This is a genomic window from Methanosarcina sp. 1.H.T.1A.1 (assembly GCF_000979295.1).
Taxonomy (GTDB): Archaea; Halobacteriota; Methanosarcinia; order Methanosarcinales; family Methanosarcinaceae; genus Methanosarcina.
The window spans coordinates 1-18063 of sequence record NZ_JJQY01000130.1; the positions used below are offsets into that span (position 1 = coordinate 1).

At 40.9% G+C, this 18063-nt stretch carries 13 protein-coding genes and 1 pseudogene; 4 read left to right on the forward strand and 10 right to left on the reverse strand.

Going from position 1 to position 18063, the window contains the following annotated elements:
- Positions 1-121: 121 nt before the first annotated feature.
- From EO95_RS13100 to EO95_RS13125, 6 genes are all read right to left on the reverse strand, one after another.
- Positions 122-733, reverse strand: a complete 612-nt coding sequence (locus EO95_RS13100) for an orotate phosphoribosyltransferase-like protein (protein ID WP_048135301.1) — start codon at positions 731-733, stop codon at positions 122-124.
- A 1226-nt stretch (positions 734-1959) separates the two neighbouring features.
- The gene (locus EO95_RS18520) at positions 1960-2235 is read right to left on the reverse strand and encodes a DUF1232 domain-containing protein (RefSeq protein ID WP_052733587.1); all 276 of its coding nucleotides are present in this window, start codon (positions 2233-2235) and stop codon (positions 1960-1962) included.
- Positions 2236-2678: 443 nt separating this feature from the next.
- A complete protein-coding gene (locus EO95_RS13110) occupies positions 2679-3287 on the reverse strand; it encodes a DUF998 domain-containing protein (protein WP_048135305.1) in 609 nt (202 codons plus the stop codon).
- A 381-nt stretch (positions 3288-3668) separates the two neighbouring features.
- Complete coding sequence (locus EO95_RS13115; RefSeq protein WP_048135307.1) at positions 3669-4955, reverse strand: hypothetical protein; 1287 nt, start codon at positions 4953-4955, stop codon at positions 3669-3671.
- Positions 4956-5639: 684 nt separating this feature from the next.
- A complete protein-coding gene (locus tag EO95_RS13120; protein ID WP_048135309.1) occupies positions 5640-6140 on the reverse strand; it encodes a type 1 glutamine amidotransferase domain-containing protein in 501 nt (166 codons plus the stop codon).
- 192 nt (positions 6141-6332) lie between these two features.
- The gene (locus EO95_RS13125) at positions 6333-7517 is read right to left on the reverse strand and encodes a PLP-dependent aspartate aminotransferase family protein (RefSeq protein WP_048135310.1); all 1185 of its coding nucleotides are present in this window, start codon (positions 7515-7517) and stop codon (positions 6333-6335) included.
- 263 nt (positions 7518-7780) lie between these two features.
- Here EO95_RS13125 and pncB point away from each other — a divergent pair, with 263 nt between their 5' ends.
- A complete protein-coding gene (gene pncB, locus EO95_RS13135; protein WP_048135313.1) occupies positions 7781-8986 on the forward strand; it encodes a nicotinate phosphoribosyltransferase in 1206 nt (401 codons plus the stop codon).
- Between the two features lie 84 nt (positions 8987-9070).
- Here the strand turns inward: pncB and EO95_RS13140 are convergent, their stop codons facing one another.
- The 4 genes from EO95_RS13140 to EO95_RS18330 all read right to left on the reverse strand — a co-directional run bounded on the left by EO95_RS13140 (position 9071) and on the right by EO95_RS18330 (position 11918).
- Positions 9071-9652, reverse strand: coding sequence for a hypothetical protein (locus EO95_RS13140; RefSeq protein WP_048135315.1), 582 nt, complete (start codon positions 9650-9652; stop codon positions 9071-9073).
- Between the two features lie 207 nt (positions 9653-9859).
- Positions 9860-10486, reverse strand: a complete 627-nt coding sequence (locus EO95_RS13145) for a LysE family translocator (protein ID WP_048135317.1) — start codon at positions 10484-10486, stop codon at positions 9860-9862.
- Positions 10487-10752: 266 nt separating this feature from the next.
- Positions 10753-11649, reverse strand: coding sequence for a DUF134 domain-containing protein (locus EO95_RS18800; RefSeq protein WP_200895051.1), 897 nt, complete (start codon positions 11647-11649; stop codon positions 10753-10755).
- Between the two features lie 74 nt (positions 11650-11723).
- On the reverse strand, positions 11724-11918 hold the full coding sequence (locus EO95_RS18330; protein ID WP_235283017.1) for a DUF134 domain-containing protein: 195 nt from the start codon (positions 11916-11918) through the stop codon (positions 11724-11726).
- A gap of 2199 nt (positions 11919-14117) precedes the next feature.
- Between EO95_RS18330 and cdhA the strand changes: the two genes are divergently transcribed.
- The 3 genes and pseudogenes from cdhA to cdhC all read left to right on the forward strand — a co-directional run.
- Positions 14118-16535 (forward strand): CO dehydrogenase/acetyl-CoA synthase complex subunit alpha, encoded by a 2418-nt coding sequence (gene cdhA, locus EO95_RS13165; protein ID WP_048135319.1) that lies wholly within the window; start codon positions 14118-14120, stop codon positions 16533-16535.
- A gap of 2 nt (positions 16536-16537) precedes the next feature.
- Complete coding sequence (gene cdhB, locus EO95_RS13170; protein WP_048135321.1) at positions 16538-17050, forward strand: CO dehydrogenase/acetyl-CoA synthase complex subunit epsilon; 513 nt, start codon at positions 16538-16540, stop codon at positions 17048-17050.
- Positions 17051-17074: 24 nt separating this feature from the next.
- Positions 17075-18004: pseudogene (cdhC, locus tag EO95_RS13175) on the forward strand (CO dehydrogenase/CO-methylating acetyl-CoA synthase complex subunit beta); the annotation flags it as partial.
- Between the last annotated feature and the right edge of the window lie 59 nt (positions 18005-18063).

The window sequence follows — 18063 nt, forward strand, 5'->3', positions numbered from 1 at the left end:
AGATGTGTATAAGAGACAGTGTTTACACTGTGCTTAACTATTTTCGTAAGCATCTCCATCGATTTTGTTCCAAAATAATTATGTGTTGTCCAGGTTATTTCGTAACGAACCCGGATATTTTTCAGTCCAAACGTACAATTCTTACAAGAGACTGAATCGGAACATTAGAGATTGTATCTGCACCTTTTTTGTCGACCAGTACCGCTACAACCCTTGGTTTTGCATCCATTTCTCTCAGCTGCTCAATTACTTCCATACTGGTGGAACCGGTGGTAACAACATCATCCACGATAACGCAGTTTTTACCGGCAACGGATCCAAAATTTCTGCTGATGGTTCCCCTGTGGCCTGTATGAACGATATCCTGTCCTTTACGATGATAAATCGCTAAATCTGCACCCAGTTCATATGCCATCATGCTTGCCAGGGGAATACCATTGGCAGCAATGCCAACAACCACGTCTACCTCGGCGTTTGCCTTTTCCAGGGTCTCAAGCACCATGTCGCAGAGTGCAAGCGAGATGTTATGGAGACGTTCAGCACTTTTCCCTATACTGCTCCAGTTTACAGAAATATCCTTTGGAGCGGGAGTTGTTTCTTCTTTTTTTGAACGGGTTAAAAGCCAGGTAACCGTTTCTCTTGAAACGTTGAGTTCATCGGCAATCTGGGCGGTAATAAGCCCATTACTCTGCAGTTCCACAGCTTTCTGTATCAAATCTTCTATATCCTTCATGCTTCTATTACCACCTGAAATTTTTATCCGGCTGCATTTCCGGGACCTCTAGATTAAGACAGTATTAGAATATCAAGCGTTATATCTTTTTTCAGCTTAAGATTGACTCTTTTATTATTCCTCTTTTTTTAAGAGGAAAGCCGCAGATGGGGGCAGACTCCCCCTTTATCAAAAGTTTTTCTGCAGTCCATAATTGCTTTTGCCAGATAATGATGTCCTTAATCTATTTCATCTGGATTCAGTTAAGATACAAAACTTCTAAAAATGTTAATTTTATGCCAGCATCTAACATTTAAGTCTGAAAATCGCAAAAATGGTATTCGGAGGTGTGCATAAAATTCGTTAACCGATGACAAAAGATACATCAACTCGAGACCAATGGTCCATTCCAGCCAGTTCCCTATGACGCAGAAGACACTTATTATTGAAGCTGGAGCACATACGAGGCTAAGATGGAATCAAGCATAGTTTCTTTTTTGTAACCCTCTACATACCTAACCACGCACATATATCTCGAAGATAATCTAAAAGCCAGAGCTATCGCTCGAGATAAGGGGAGGTTAAGATGCCAGGCGTGAAGGCCTTGCCTGTCGAAGGACCAGCTGCATACAAAGGATGTTACATTTATCGAACTCACTTTCCGTGATGTACACAGAAATACCATCAATTATCCCAATATGGCAGTAGCTTAAAAATCCATTTTGCCTTTAATGAGTAGAGTGAGCAAATCGGCAAATATATTCTACATCTGTGTACATCTGCGGAATGTAGGGTGAAAACAAAAAAGTCTCACAAAATTAACCTTTTTTAAGGAATTTTTTTGGTACTCTTAACCGATTTGCTTGATAATTTGTGAATAAGAAATATTGCTGCTAAAAATATTATTGGTGGTATTAAGCTTATTAAGGCGGTTGTATAGTCTAATGTTATTGTTTTCATCCGGTTCTCTTTAATAAATATAAAAAAGTAGCTAATGAAGTATATAAGGACAGTTGGCGCTAAGAGTATTGCTTTGTCTATTGTTGTATTTGTTGTTTTTTGTGAGATTGACACATTTTTGATTATACTTAATTGCTGTTTATATATCTTGTGTTTGTTTGTATTTATACAATAATACTATCGATGGAAAGCAGCCAAATAGACAAGTTGATTAACTCATCCCCCCATCAAAATTTTACAAAATCTTTTTAAGATACCATAATCCTGGCATTCTCACTCAACGACCTTTATTTCTTTAAAATCTTAACGTAATTTTCTATATATACCTCTTTAGGTACTGATTTTATTGCAATATACAAAAGAACAGGAAGGATTACCATATCGTCGAGATATCCAATAACAGGTATGAAATCAGGTATTAAATCGATTGGTGATAATGCATAGCCTATAGTAATCCATAAAAATATTTTTGTAATTTTGGGGGTGCGAGAGTCTGTGTATAGAAGTTTGCATAATTCGATGTATTTTTTTGCATTATCCTTTATTTCTTTTAGTTTCATCATGTCTCTAAAAGATACAGAATTAATTATCTATAAATAATTACTTAAAGATAATACTTTTTTCATAGGAGTTACGCACTCGATGTAAAAAATCAAATACAGTAAATAGCATGGTTTAAATTTACATTTTAGCTATTTAACAATTCAATTACTCCACGCACACATACTTAGAAACCATGTACAAAGGCCAGGGCTGTCGTTCGTAGCCGAGGATCAAATAATCCCGGACGGCTCCACAAAGCAATTAAAACGAGTAAATTGTATTAAATAAGGATTTCGTCTAAGATTGTCCAAATAACTTAACTTCCACTACACGCTGGTCGTGGAGTTGTTTGTGAGTTCTGAAAGGGTTTACGTACTTCTACCTCATCTAAATGACTAAGAACATATCATAGTCAATACTGGAATATGAAAGCAAAGTAGATCACAACACTTTTCTAATAGGTCTAAATCATTGGCTTTTCTAATATTAATGTGTTATATCCAATTAACCCTATCCAGATTAATCCACTGAGCACTGCTAACCACTCTAAAATTGGAATCTGTAATCCAATAATAACAGTGAACATAAAAATAAAAATTATCAAAATTGATATAAAAGTATAGTACCAGATCCATTTTATATAGCTTGGATGGTTCTTTAGTGCAATATTCATTGTTATCAAAAAGATTAACATTAGTATAAAGTATACTGATGCCCAGAAATAATGTATTCGGCCATAATCTTCTGAAAATATACCCACCATAATAAGAGCAAATGCCATTAAAAGCCCACAATATCGTGATAACAGGATAAGATTATCTTGTTTACGATTAGTAGTCTTCCATTTTTCTAGGCCGACAGCCAATATTATAATGGCAATGCCTGTTAAAATGCATCCAACATCAAAGTAAATATGTCCATTCGGATTTCTACTCGAATTTCCTAAGTCACTTATCCAGTTATTTAATATTGAATATGAACCATTGTACAATAGAGATGAAGCAAGTGCACTCACTAAAGAAATTGTGATGGCAAGAAAGCTCCCCACACTAGTTAAAGGTATTTTTTTCATATTCAAAAGTTTCATTAAATATCACATTCTAAAATATAATCAATTCAAATATAGGATATCTTATAAAATGGCATTGACAATTCTAGCTTATCCCAAAAATGTTCTATATTAAAAATCGAGCATCTATATGAAATTTATATGAAAGATGCAATTTCAAATATAAAATGATTTGGAAGTTAGGTTCTGTCAAGTCTTCTTCATATTAAGTCGTTTATCGTAATTAGTCAAACTATAAAAATAGCTCAGTGGCGACAATTTGACAAAATCATATATATTTTAACTAATAAGGACTTACACAGTTGAACCAAGAATCAGTGACATGAGAATCAAACAATCTAAATCATAATATTTATGATAGACTCATTTACGCCTATTTCGTACTTAAAAATGACGTAAATCTTGAAACATTGAAATTGACGTGGAGATCAAGCTCACGATAGGTATGATATATGTTGCTAAGAGTTTTCCCAAAATTTTCATGTTGAAGGGCCATATGGGAAGTTTTTTGTTCTGTGTGTAAATCGTTTTCATCCTCTCTAGATCTTTATTGATGAGTTCAAACTCTTCCGGTTCAATTTTTTCCGTATCATGCAGTAGTCTAAATTCACTGAGGTGAATTAAGTGTCCAACCTCGTGTAATCGTTCATGTTTACTGTTTCTCCAATAATTCATTTCCCTATGCACTTTCCATAAAGGCCTGATGAAACAAAACACAATTGGAAGAATACTTAATGAGAGTAATAATATTAAAAACTCATAAGTATAGTAATTTGGCACTTCGGGATAAGGACTTGTAAAATTATTAAGATTTCCCATTAACAACCAACCACTAAGATAAATTGATGGTAAAGAGGCAATAGTACAATTCCATAGGCAAAGATTACCAAGAGGTGAGAGCCCACCGGACATGTCTTGATGTCCGAGTTTTGGTTCAAATTGGAATTGATCTACAAGTTTATCGATAGATGTGGAGGCAACATACATCCTCCAAATCATAAGTCCTAACATAAAGGCAATTAAGGAAACTGGCAATTCATTTAAGAAGTGCCAATTCTGCTGAATAAAGTATTGCCAAAAATCCAAAGAATTCCAATCATTATTTAGGGAGTAATTCCCCATCACAGGAAAATTATTCAAAGTTCTTAAGGGATTCCAGAGAAGCGTCAGCGAGAATCCAATTATACCGAAGAGCCATTGCCAAGAATTATTTAGTCTTTTTTGTATTTCATTTATAAATTGGAGATATCTTTCTTCAAGCTGTATGTTCGCCGAAACCATTACTATGGAATCCTTGCTATTTATATTACTGGAGACAGTTCTGGACTGGAATGCACCTATTATAATCTTTCGACACCATAATTCAATAAAAAACTTTGGAATCTGTTTTATAAATAAGCGTTGACCAAAGAGACTCATGCCAGCTATAAAGTAACCTGATATAATAATTGGTAACCAAGAAATAATTACCTTATCACTAAAAAAATTTAAATTTTTCATAATAAGGAGTAGAACCATTATGAAAATACTCATCCATGGAACCCAAGGCAGAAGATAATACACGATGGGATTTTGGACTGCTTTGAAATCTTCAGGCACAAATTTTCTACAAGGTACACCTTTTTTACTTTTTTCTCCACACTCTATACCTGAGGTCCTAAATATTGCCATTGTAAAACGCCTTTAATTTCATTTATTGAACCTTTGCAGTTATAAAAACATGTTACTTATCGGATACACGTAATTGAAGGATGAAATCAAGGTGATTATTCTCTTTAGAATGTTGGAATTTTTACAGTTAATTATTGTAATACTCTTTTTTTTGGCTCATTTGCGTATATTTATAAAACATTAACGATTATATTTTCATATTTAACGATGAAAGTACTTTTAAACTAATAATCATTTCGATTTGTTCTGATTTCAAAAAATGTTTATGATCATTTTAGAAATAGCCATCAAAAAGTGAGTTCAACCAAACTGCGATTTAATATGCGTAAGGGTTGAAGTGCGGCGATTGGTAATGATTTACTGGATATTATGGATAACAAAGACGTAAGTCACTGGTCAACACCCTTACTTCTAGTGTAGAGATTAATGTAGTGTCTATGCGGGCTTCTGGAAGAGTTTACGAACAACCTGGTGTCTAGGAAATTTAGTTCAGAGTCATCATAATTAAGAAAGGGACTACGGATGATGTATTGTCTAAGTATTAACGCCCAGTAATTAAATTGCCATTACACTAGCTAATGATCTTTAAAGCATTTTCTGGCGATCTGGCTCACTTCAACCTTCGTAGTAAAAAAAGTTGAAAGTCTCAGTCTCCAAATTATTGCAAGATAATCGAAAAATAGTTTATTTCAGCAGTTTAATTATTTCCCTTCCAAAAGCATAAAGGTCAGAGGGATTCCTGGATGATATCAAATTTCCATCCACAACAACTTCGCTGTCCTCGTAAAGCGCTCCTGCAGCTATGATGTCGTCCCTGATTCCTATCCAGCAGGTAGCTTTCCGACCTTTTATAACACCTGCTGAAACAAGAACCTGCGGACCATGGCAGATTGCAGCAACGGGTTTGTTTTCCTTGAAAAAGTGTTTTACAATCTCAAGGGCATCTTTGTCGAGCCTCATTTTTTCGGGCCCTTTTCCACCGGATATCACAAGGATGTCATAATCTGCAGGGTTTACATCCTTAAAGGCGATGTCAGCGTCAATTTCATACCCGTGCTTTCCCGTTATCGGCCCCCTCTTCATAGAGGCGACATGTGTGGTAATTCCTTCTTCTTTCAAACGGTGGTAAGGGTAGAAAAGTTCGAGGTCTTCAAACCCATCGGCTCCGAATACAAGTGCTTTCATATGAAATTCCCCCGGATTTCAATTTGCGGTTTCGGTCTCGCGGTTCAGTCTTTCAATTTAGCTTAAGGTTTGTCTGGTCTTGAGTTTCTGATTTTATGCTTCTAATGTTGCAGATTAAAGATTATTCCGGCAGCAAATATACCTTGTCGGGTTCCGAAAAGAAAAAAGGTGAAATCCTCTTCCTGTCCAGCATTAAGTTTTTGAAAGAGCCTGTTCAAGGTCTGCAATTATATCCTCAGGGTCCTCGATTCCAACAGACAGCCTGACAAGTCCATCTTTAATTCCTACCTTATTTCTGATATGCCCTGGAATACAGGCATGGGTCATGGAAGCAGGGTGCTGGATAAGGGTATCAGTTGCCCCGAGGCTCACTGCAAGAGAACAGAGCCTGACGCTATCCATAAGCCTGCGCCCGGCTTCAATCCCGCCCCGGATCTCGAAAGAGAGCATTCCACCATACCCGCTCATCTGTTTTTTTGCGATCTCGTGCTGGGGATGGCTTGAAAGCCCCGGATACCTTACCCATATCACTGCGGGATGGGACTCAAGGAAGCTCGCAACCTTCATGGCGTTTTCGGCATGCCTATCCATCCGGATGTGCAGGGTCTTAAGCCCCCTGATGCAGAGCCAGGCTTCGTGCACTCCCATGATCCCGCCTGTATATCCGACAACCTTTCCCAGGCTTTTCATAAAATCCCTGCTTCCTACAACGACTCCGCCGAGCAGGTCTGCGTGCCCGCCTATGTATTTTGTACAGCTGCTGAGGGAAACGTCCGCCCCGAGCAGAAGAGGCTTCTGGAAATAAGGCGTGGCAAAGGTATTGTCTACGACGCAGATGGCTCCCTGTGCCCTTGCAAGCCCGGCAATTTCCCTGATGTCACAGACAGTTATCGTGGGATTGGCAGGTGTTTCCAGAAAGACCATTTTAGTTTCCGGCTTAAAAGCTGCCCTCACATTTTCTATATCGGACGTATCAACAAAACTGACATCTATCCCGAGCCCGGGCAGAACCTCTGAAAAGAGGCTGTAGGTGCAGCCGTACACCACATCCGTTGAGATCAGGTGGTCTCCCTGTTTCAGGGCAGAAAGCACAACTGCAGTTATTGCGGCCATTCCTGAAGCAAAAGTCTGTCCTGCCTCCCCACCCTCAAGCGCAGCAACCTTTTCGGCAAGGACCGCATGTGTTGGTGTGTTCGGAGGGATTCTTGTGTATACATACCCGGCTTCCTCTCCTGCAAATCTGGCAGCACCCTGTTCTACATTCTCAAAAATAAAAGTTGAAGTCTGGAATATCGGAGTCGTGTGCGCCCCGAAGACCGGGTCCGGCTTTTCTCCTGCATGCACGCATTTAGTTGCGAACTTAAGTTCTCTTTCCATTTCCCCAAAAACCCCTGTTAAAATTAATTTTCAGAATAATTATCTGTCTTTCAGGTAATTATTTGTTTGGCGGGAAAGACAGGAAAAAGATTTAAAGCCTGCCCAATCTTAATAAAGAAAACTTGCTTTTATGCGGGTACATTAGAAATCAGCAATTTTAAAAATATAAAAGGCTATATACATGAAGCAAAAAGCCGAAATATTACTAAGAAGTTACGGATGTTGCACCAGAAGCAACCTAAAACGTTAAAGGAAGGCCTTCCGTGATAAAATCCATACTTGATAACGATCTTTACAAGTTCACCATGCAGATGGCTGTACTGGAACTATTCCCCAAAGCAGAAGCAGAATACCGTTTTACTAACCGGGGACCCCAGCGCTTTTCCGAAGAGTTTGTAGTAGAGCTCCGGAGAGTCATAGACGAAGAGATAACCGGATTAAGGCTGACAGAAGAAGAATATCATTGGCTTGGTGAATACTGTCCTTTTCTGAAACCCATGTATCTTGAATACCTAAAAAATTTTCGTTTCAGACCCGAGGAAGTAAAAGTCTGCCTCACAGGGGAAAAAGAACTTGACATCCGGATAAAAGGGCCCTGGCACAGCACGATTCTGTGGGAGATTGTCCTTATGGCTGCGGTTTCCGAGCTCTATTTCACAACTATAGAGAAGGAGTGGAACGGGAACACGATAAGCCCGGGTACATCCGAATCCGTACTTGCAGCTTATGGAGACAAAATTCTGGAAATCGGAAAGTCGCTTGAGGAAAACGGCTGTCTTTTTTCTGAATTCGGGACCCGCAGGCGGAGAAGCTTTGAACTCCACGACCATGTGATGAAAAACCTCCTGCAGATAAAAACCCTCACAGGAACAAGCAATGTCTATTTTGCAAAGAAGTATGGTTTAAAACCTATAGGTACGGTAGGTCACGAATGGATAATGGGCACTTCTGCTCTTATAGGACTCAGGTACGCTAACCGCTTCGCTTTTGAAAATTGGGTGGAGGTCTACAAAGGAGACCTTGGAATTGCCCTTACGGATACATTCGGCTCTGAGGCTTTTTTTAAGGATATGGACCTGAAGCTGTCAAAAATCTACGACGGCTTCAGGCACGACAGCGGAGACCCTCTCATCTTTGTGGACAGGGTTATAGAGCATTACAGGAAAATGGGCATTGACCCCATGAAAAAGGTAATCGTTTTCAGCGACGCCCTCGACGCTGAAGCTGCAATCCGGCTCAAAAAGTACTGCCAGGGCAAAATCAACTGCAGTTTCGGAATCGGCACAAGCCTTACCAACAATTATGATTTCTTCCGGGAAAGCCCTCCTCTGAATATGGTAATTAAACTCCACAGTGTAAACGGCATTCCGGTAGTGAAATTAAGTGACTCCTCCGAAAAAGAAACCGGAGAAAGGGATGCTCTCAGGGTTGCAAACTATATAGTAGGAAGAAAAGGGCTTGATGAATAATAACTTAAGGATGAATGACTTAACGAAGAAGAAAGAGAAAAAGGAAGTTGTGAGTTGGCTAAGCTGGGTTTTCGGCGGTTTTAATTAAACGGAGGAGTTTTTGAGGATAGAAGAGTCATTAGCACTCTTCAGTTCCATATTTTCTACCTCTCCGCCCAGTTCGACTGTGACCTTGATTGTATCATTTTTGCTTATTTTAGTCCCGCCGGAAGCTTCGTGGTGGATATAAACGGTGTTGTACGGGGCGCAAACCAGGCCTATTGTATGCCCGAAGATAGGCTTTTGCTCCTTTATCGAAACCGGGAATATTGTATGTCCGAAAAAAGCCCTTTTCTCCTTAATTGAATATCCCCCGGAATAAGACCTGAAGACATATTCTTCTTGAGTAAAATGATCAACCCGCCGGCTGCCCCTGTAACCGGCATCATAAGAGAGGTTAATATGTTTCGGGGAAGAGAACTCAGATAGGTTGCCTTTGTAAGTTATGGCAAGCCAATCTCGGTCTTCCCCGTAATAGTGGGTTTTATGGTCTGTTGTTGTGAAAACGTGGGTTTCGTTTAACACGTATTTCGCTTTCCAGTTCTCACTTTCACCCTTGAATGTGTCATGATATGTGATTATCTGTTTTTCCGTGATAAGCTCTTTTCCGGAGCAAATATCAGGCAATATCAACATCAGGATCAGAGTTGATAGCAGGAAACTCAGTAATCTATTGCTAATTTTGGATACCTCCTTCTTAACCAGAAGAATTGTAAACTCATTATATATTTGTGAAAGTTCCTGAAATATTTTTTCAGATGGAAAGGAGCAAAGTAAAAATTAGAACTTTACCAGTTCAAGTTCTTGAGTACTTTAACCGGAAGCTTTTTTTACTCATTTGTGGGACAGCGCAAGTTTTACCCCTATTACGGTAAAGATGCCTGCTTTCCCCCATTTGATGTACTTCCCGATTCCGGGTTTTTGTGTAATTTTATCGCCAATAGTTCCGGCAAAGACCGAGATTGCAAAAAAGATCAGCCAGGCCTGCACCAGGAACACTATTCCCAGGAATACCATCTGCATGGGGACACTGCCTGCTCCGGTATTTACAAACTGGGGGAGGAATGCAAGGAAGAAGAGGGCAACTTTAGGATTAAGGACATTCATGAAAATCCCGCGCCTGTAAAGGGCAAACGCATTATTTTCCCGGACAGGGGCAGAAGACACCAGCTGTTCACTCTCTTTTAAGGCATTCCAGGCAAGATAAAGCAGGTAAGCTGCCCCGGCATATTTTACGATTTCGAAGGCAAGGGCAGATTTATACACAAGGGCGGAAATCCCGAATGCAGCTGCACTGGTATGGACAAGTATGCCTGTACACAAACCTGTTGCTGTTGCAATTCCTGCCATTTTTCCCTGTGAAATGCTCTGAGTGAGAACGAATAGAATATCAGGCCCCGGAAGAAATGTAAGGGCTGCGGAGGCTGCAATGAAATAGAATAATTGAGATTGTTCTATCAAGCTTTTTCACTTTTTCCTTTAAAAACTTACAAATATGCGTGGGAATAAAAAATATGTTAAACATACAAAAAATTTTTAATCTACAAAAAGTAGGTCTAATCTACAAGCAATTTTATTTAAATTTCTGCAACTCTTCAGGTAGTCTTGTAAAGACTGCCTGAAGAGTTATTTTTTTCTATACATTTCATTTCAGTTGAAGGAAATGTATAGAATAAACATGCCCTCGCAGAAATTGCATTTATCTTTCAATATACAGTTATCTCACTTTAATGATGAGAGCAGTTGCATGTGCCCGTAGTAGACAATTCTGATAATATCCCATCGTTAAAGTTCTGAACTGCATCGGAAATCTTGCCCGCAGCTCCTGCAAACACCTTGATTTTATTTTCAGCCAGCGACATTAACGGTCTTCCGCCGATGCCCGAGACAAGTACGATCTCGACATTTTGCGATTTCAAGATTCTCGAAGGGGCAGCACAATTGTGCTCGCCATCTATAGCCCTGTTGCTTATCGTCCTGATTCCAGTAATGGCTTTATCACGTACATCTACAATGGTAAAGTATTCGCATGAGCCAAAATGGGCACATACATCAGACTCCAATCCAGTATCACTCATCGATGGTATAGCTATTGTTGTCACTTTTTTGCTTCCTTCATTAGTATTCCTGCTGCTTTCCCTTTTTTTAGGGCAACAGTAATCGTTCTCAATAAACCTCTTTCCCCTTCCATCGCCGCCGAGTCGGAAAATTAGATCGGAACCACAATTCGGACAGCTTGCGGGACGAGATTGATCGCACTTTGGTTCCCACACATGATCGCATTCTTTGCAGAGAAAATCGACCTTGCATTCACCACTATTAACGTATTCTCCTCCAGAGATCTCGATCGCTTTTCCATTGACAAGCGCATCAGCCACCTTCTGTCGTGCCTTTTGAAGGTCATTCCAGAAAGTTTTCCGGGATACCCCCATTCTGTCAGCAGCCTCGTTCTGCTCTACCTGGAGAAGGTCGCAAAGACGAATAGCCTCAAGCTCTTCTATGGATAGGTTGGCGATTTCCAGACAGCAAAGAGGGATTTCTCTGGGTTTGTAATAGGTGGCCTTTGGAAAGCAAGATACCCTGCGCTTAACTCTATTGACCATCAAATTACACTTATGCGACACGTAATAAATATCTATCGATCAATATATTCTATTTAAAGCGTTTAAAGTATTTACCTTAACATCGTCATTAAGGATTAGAGTAAATACAAGTTGCACTTTGATTCCCACACATGATCGCATTCTTTGTAGAGAAAACCGATCTTGCATTCACCACTATTAACGTATTCTCCTCCAGAGATCTCGATCACTTTTCCGTTGACAAGAGCATCAGCCACCTTCTGTCGTGCCTTTTGGAGGTCGTTCCAGAAAGTTTTCCGAGATATCACCATTCTGTCAGCAGCCTCATTCTGTCAGCAGCCTCATTCTGCTCTATCTGGAGGTCGCAAAGACGAATGCTTCAAGCTCTTCCAAGGACACGTTAATAATTACGAGAACACTTAGTAGAATTTCACTGAGTTTGTAATAAGCAGCTTTTGGGATTCTTGAGACTCCGCTTAACTCAATCGACAGTCAAAATACACAAAAGAGAGGTAGTATAAATAACTAATGCTACTGCAAAATAATTATTGATAAAATTAATAAGATGAAGCCATTATTAGGATTCTGTATTTTAAGTACAAAACCAATAGCAACAAACTCACAACTGTATAATATGCGATTATAACTATGACGTTTACTCAATAGTTTTGCATCATAGACCCATTAGCCCTGTGGCTATTTTCTGCATTTTACACCCGATTTAACGTAAAAATTCTGTTAATCACTGGTACTTTCGTTTTGCCTCTTATTCGAAAATTTCATGTCCTTTTCTTAGGAAAAATGAGTCTATAACGCCTTTTTTCAAGATTCATCACGAGTCAACGACTCGTGAGAGTTTAAATAGGATTTATATAACGGAATTTTTTTTATTTTTATAATTAAACCGAACAAAAATGAAAATTATTTATAATACGTCGCTTATGTGTAATTTAGAGTCTATTCGAAAAGTGCTGTGACCTACTGTAACTTCTACAATAGGCGGATCACAAATGAACGGATTCCGGATAATGAACACTAATTATCTAATTGTAATTTTACAACATGCATAGAACTTTTCGGATAGTCTCTAAGATCTCTTTTATTATTATGAGATCACAACGTTTACTAATACAGGACTCACCCACCTTGAGGTATAAAACAAAAGCGGGGAATTTCCAACTCTCTGAATATTCAAGTTTTAACTGCTTAATTTACTGTACTTGATTTTGGATTGTAAGTGTGTAAATTCTATAAAACGTTAAAAACGATCTACAAAAAATGTTATTTAAATGGCTGAAACTCTCAAGCAGCCGTCAATATAAATTGCACAGTCAGTATCGGTATGCTAAATATGGTAAATACGATCCTCTGATAAAGTGGCTTTAAGCGTATTTCGGAGGTAAAGCTGAAATGAGCAAATTAACTACTGGGAGTTTTTCTATTTTTGGAGGTCGTTCCGGAAAGTTTTCTGGGATACCCCATTCAGTCAGCAGCCTCATTCTGCTCTACCAGGAGAAGGTCGCAAAGACGAATACCTCCTCTTCTAAAGACACGTTAATAATTACGAGAACACTTAACGGAATTTCAGGGGGTTTGTAATAAGTAGCTTTTGGGATTCTTGATACTCCGCTTAACTCAATCGACAGTCAAAATACACAAAAGAGATTAAGTATAAATAACTAATGCTACAACAATTTAACTATTGATAAAATTAATAAGTTCGGAATCCATTTTTAGGATTCTGTATTTTAAGTATAAAACCAATAGCAATAAACTCATAAATGAATAAAATGCGATGATAATTATGACGTTTACTTAATAGTTGTGTATAATATGTCCGTTAGTCCTGTGGTTATTTTCTGCCTTTTACACCTGATTTAACGTAAAAATTCTGCTAATCACTGGTACTTTTGTTTTGCCTCTTATTCGAATAATTTCAGGTTCTTTTCATATGACAAATGGGTATATGATACCGTTTTTCATGCTTCATCACGAGTCAACTACTTGTAAGAGTTTAGATAGGATTTATACAACTGATTTCTTTTATTTTTATATTTATACAGAACAAAAGTGCAAATTATTTATAATACGTCGCTAATGTGTAATTTAGGAGTATGTCCAAAAAGTGCTGTGACTGACTGTAACTTTTACAATCGACAGATCACAAAAGAACGGATTCCGGATAATAAACACTAATTGTCTAATTGTAATTTTACAACATGCATAGAACTTTTCGGATAGTCTCTAAGATCTCTTTTATTTTTATGAGATCACAATATTTACGAATATAGGACTTACCCACTTGATGTCTAAAATAAAAGCAGTGAACTCCCAACTCTTTAAAAATTCAAGTTTTAACTGCTTAATATACTGTACTTGATTTTGTATTTTAAGTGTGTAATTTCTATAAAAAGTGAAAAACGATCTCTAAAAAAGTCATTTAAATAGCTGGAACTTTCAAGAATCGTCGGATGAAGTGACTTTAAGCGTATTTAGGAGGTAAAGCTAAAATGAGCAAATTAACTACTGGGAGTTTTTCTATAGAAGATCTTGAATCCGTTCAGATCACTATCAATAATATTGTAGGGGCAGCAAAGGAGGCTGCGGAAGAAAAAGCAAAAGAATTAGGTCCGATGGGACCTACTAATCTGGCCAGCATAGCATCCTACAGAAGCTGGAACTTGCTTCTTCTTAACCGCTACGAGCCTGTTTTAACCCCCATGTGTGACCAGTGCTGTTACTGTACCTATGGACCTTGTGACCTTTCCGGAAACAAAAGAGGAGCCTGTGGTATTGACATGGCTGGCCAGACAGGAAGGGAATTCTTCCTCCGTGTAATTACAGGTACTGCATGCCATGCTGCCCACGGACGCCACCTGCTTGACCATGTGATCGAGATCTTTGGTGAAGATCTTCCACTCAACCTTGGAGAATCAAATGTCCTGACCCCTAACGTCACAATCTGCACAGGACTCAGCCCAAAGACCCTCGGAGAATGCAGAGCTCCAATGGAGTATGTTGAAGAACAGCTCACCCAGCTCCTTGCAACCATCCACGCAGGTCAGGAAAGCGCAGAAATTGACTACGACTCAAAGTCCCTATTCAGTGGTAGCCTGGACCACGTCGGTATGGAAATTTCTGATATTGCCCAGATCTCGGCATATGATTTCCCGAAAGCTGATCCGGAAGCCCCTCTCATTGAAATCGGAATGGGAACCCTTGACAAGTCCAAGCCAATCATTGTTGTTATCGGGCACAACGTAGCCGGTGTAACCTACATCATGGACTACATGGAGGACAATAACCTCACCGACAAGATGGAAATTGCAGGGCTTTGCTGTACCGCATTCGACATGAGCAGGTACAAAGAAGCCGACAGGAGACTCCCATACGCCAAAATCATAGGGTCCCTGGCTAAAGAACTGAAGGTTATCCGTTCCGGAATGCCTGATGTCATTGTTGTCGACGAACAGTGCGTCCGCGGTGATGTCCTGTCAGAGTCCCAGAAGCTCAGGATCCCTGTTATCGCTTCCAACGAAAAGATCATGATGGGCCTGCCGGACCGCACAGACGCAGATGTGGATTCAATAATTGAGGAACTCAAATCCGGGGCAATACCTGGTTGTGTAATGCTGGACTATAAAAAGCTCGGAGAACTCGTCCCGAAGCTTGCCGAAGTAATGGCTCCAATACGCGATGCAGAAGGTATCACAGCAATCCCAACTGACGAAGAGTTCAAAGTATACATCGACAAGTGTGCCAAATGCGGAGAATGCCTGCTGGCATGTCCGGAAGAGCTCGACATCCCAGAAGCTTTTGAATATGCAGCCAAGGGAAGCTACGAGTATCTCGAAACCCTTCATGATATCTGTATCGGGTGCCGCCGCTGCGAACAGGTATGTAAGAAAGAAATCCCAATCCTGAATGTGATTGAGAAAGCTGCACAGAAGGCTATTAGCAAAGAGAAAGGATGGGTAAGAGCTGGCAGAGGACAGGTAAGTGACGCCGAGATCAGGAAAGAAGGCCTGAACCTCGTTATGGGAACTACCCCCGGCATCATCGCAATCATCGGATGTCCGAACTACCCGGCCGGTACCAAAGACGTCTACCTCATCGCCGAAGAGTTCCTGAAGAGAAACTACCTCCTGGCCGTTACCGGATGTTCCGCAATGGACATTGGTATGTTCAAGGACGAAGAAGGCAAGACCCTTTACGAAAGGTATCCGGGTACATTCGCAGGTGGCGGACTGCTTAACAATGGTTCCTGTGTGTCCAACGCACACATCACTGGAGCCGCTGAGAAAGTTGCCGGAATCTTTGCCCAGAGGACCATGGCAGGAAACCTGGCAGAAATTGCAGACTACACTCTCAACCGTGTAGGCGCATGCGGACTTGCCTGGGGTGCATACTCTCAGAAAGCAGCCTCAATCGGTACCGGATGTAATATCTATGGTATACCGGCAGTGCTCGGCCCACACAGTTCCAAGTACAGGAGAGCCCTGATTGCCAAGAACTATGATGAGTCCAAGTGGAAAGTCTATGACGCCAGAGATGGCTCAGAGATGAACATCCCACCAGCACCGGAATTCCTGTTGACAACCGCAGAGACCTGGCAGGAAGCAATCCCCATGATGGCAAAAGCCTGCATCCGCCCGTCCGACAACAACATGGGCAGATCTATAAAGCTGACCCACTGGATGGAGCTTTCCTTGAAGTACCTCGGAGTAGAACCGGAAGACTGGTGGAAGTTCGTTAGAAACGAAGCCGACCTCCCACTTGCCAAGCGTGAATCACTCCTCAAGAGGCTTGAAGCAGAGCATGGCTGGGAAATTGACTGGAAGAGGAAGAAAATTATCTCCGGTCCGAAGATTAAGTTCGATGTCTCAGCACAGCCAACGAACCTCAAGAGACTTTGCAAGGAGGCCTGAAAATGGTAGACACTACCAAAAACACCAAGCTTTTTACCAGTTACGGAGTGACAACTTCCAAAGCGACCACCCCTGAGGTAGCAGCCAAGTTGATTTCAAAAGCAAAGAGGCCACTCATTGTGGTTGGGACAAAGATCCTTGATCCGGAACTCCTGGCCAGGGTAGTGAAGATTTCACAGAAAACAAAAATTCCTATTGCAGCTACCGGAAGCTCTATGCCCGGCTTTGTTGACAAGGATGTTGATGCCAAGTACATCAACCTGCACCAGCTAGGCTTTTATGTAACAGACCAAAACTGGCCCGGGCTTGACGGCAATGGGACTTATGACACACTCATCGTCCTTGGGCACATCAAATACTACCTCAACCAGGTACTGTCCGGGACTAAAAACTTCAGTAGTATAAAGGCAATCGCAATTGACAGGAACTACATCCAGAACGCAACAATGTCCTTCGGAAACCTGAGTAAGGCAGACCACTATGCTGCCCTGGATGAACTTATTGATGCATTATAATTCTATTTAGGAGGCGAAAACACAATGGCAGAATTCCCATTTGACATTTCCCCAATGTATGAAGGAGAAAGAGTAAGAAAAGAAGGAATGTTTGTAGAGCTTGGTGGCCCGAAGTCCGTCGGTCTGGAACTTGTCCGAGCAGCGCCCATGGATGAAATCGTGGATGACAAAGTAACAATTGTCGGTCCTGACCTTAAGCAGCTCGAAGAAGGGAAGACCTACCCCTGGGCAATGGTCTTCAACATTGGTGGAGAACTTGTCGAGCCTGATCTCGAATCAGTCGTAGAAAGGCGTGTCCACGACTTCATCAACTACTGCCAGGGCATCATGCACCTGAACCAGAGGTACGATGTCTGGATGAGAGTTTCCAAGGACACAGCTGCAAAGATGGACTCCTTCGACTCCTTCGGAAAAGCTGTAATGATGCTCTTCAAGAGTGAACTGCCCTTCATCGAGAAGATGCAGGTTACCTTCTACACCGATGAAGAAGAGGTTAAGAAGCAGCTCGAAGCCGCAAAGGATATCTTCAAGGCAAGAGACGCAAGGACAAAAGACCTGCACGATGAAGATGTGGATGTCTTCTACGGATGCACCCTCTGTCAGTCCTTTGCTCCGACCAACGTCTGTGTAGTCTCTCCTGACAGGGTTTCTCTCTGTGGTGCAATCAACTGGTTCGACGGCCGTGCAGCAGCAAAGGTAGACCCCGAAGGTCCACAGTTTGAAATCGCCAAGGGTGAACTTCTTGATGCCAATATGGGTGAATACTCCGGTGTAAACGAAATTGCCAAGAAACTCTCCGCCGGCGAATTCGACAAGATAAAACTCCACTCCTTCTTTGACTCCCCGCACACATCCTGCGGCTGCTTTGAAGTAGTCGGGTTCTACATCCCTGAAGTCGACGGTATTGGCTGGGTTAACAGAGAGTACCAGGGAATGGCCCCGAACGGTATTGGCTCTGTCTCTTATACACATCTGACGCTGCCGACGAATAGAGAGGTGTAGATCTCGGTGGT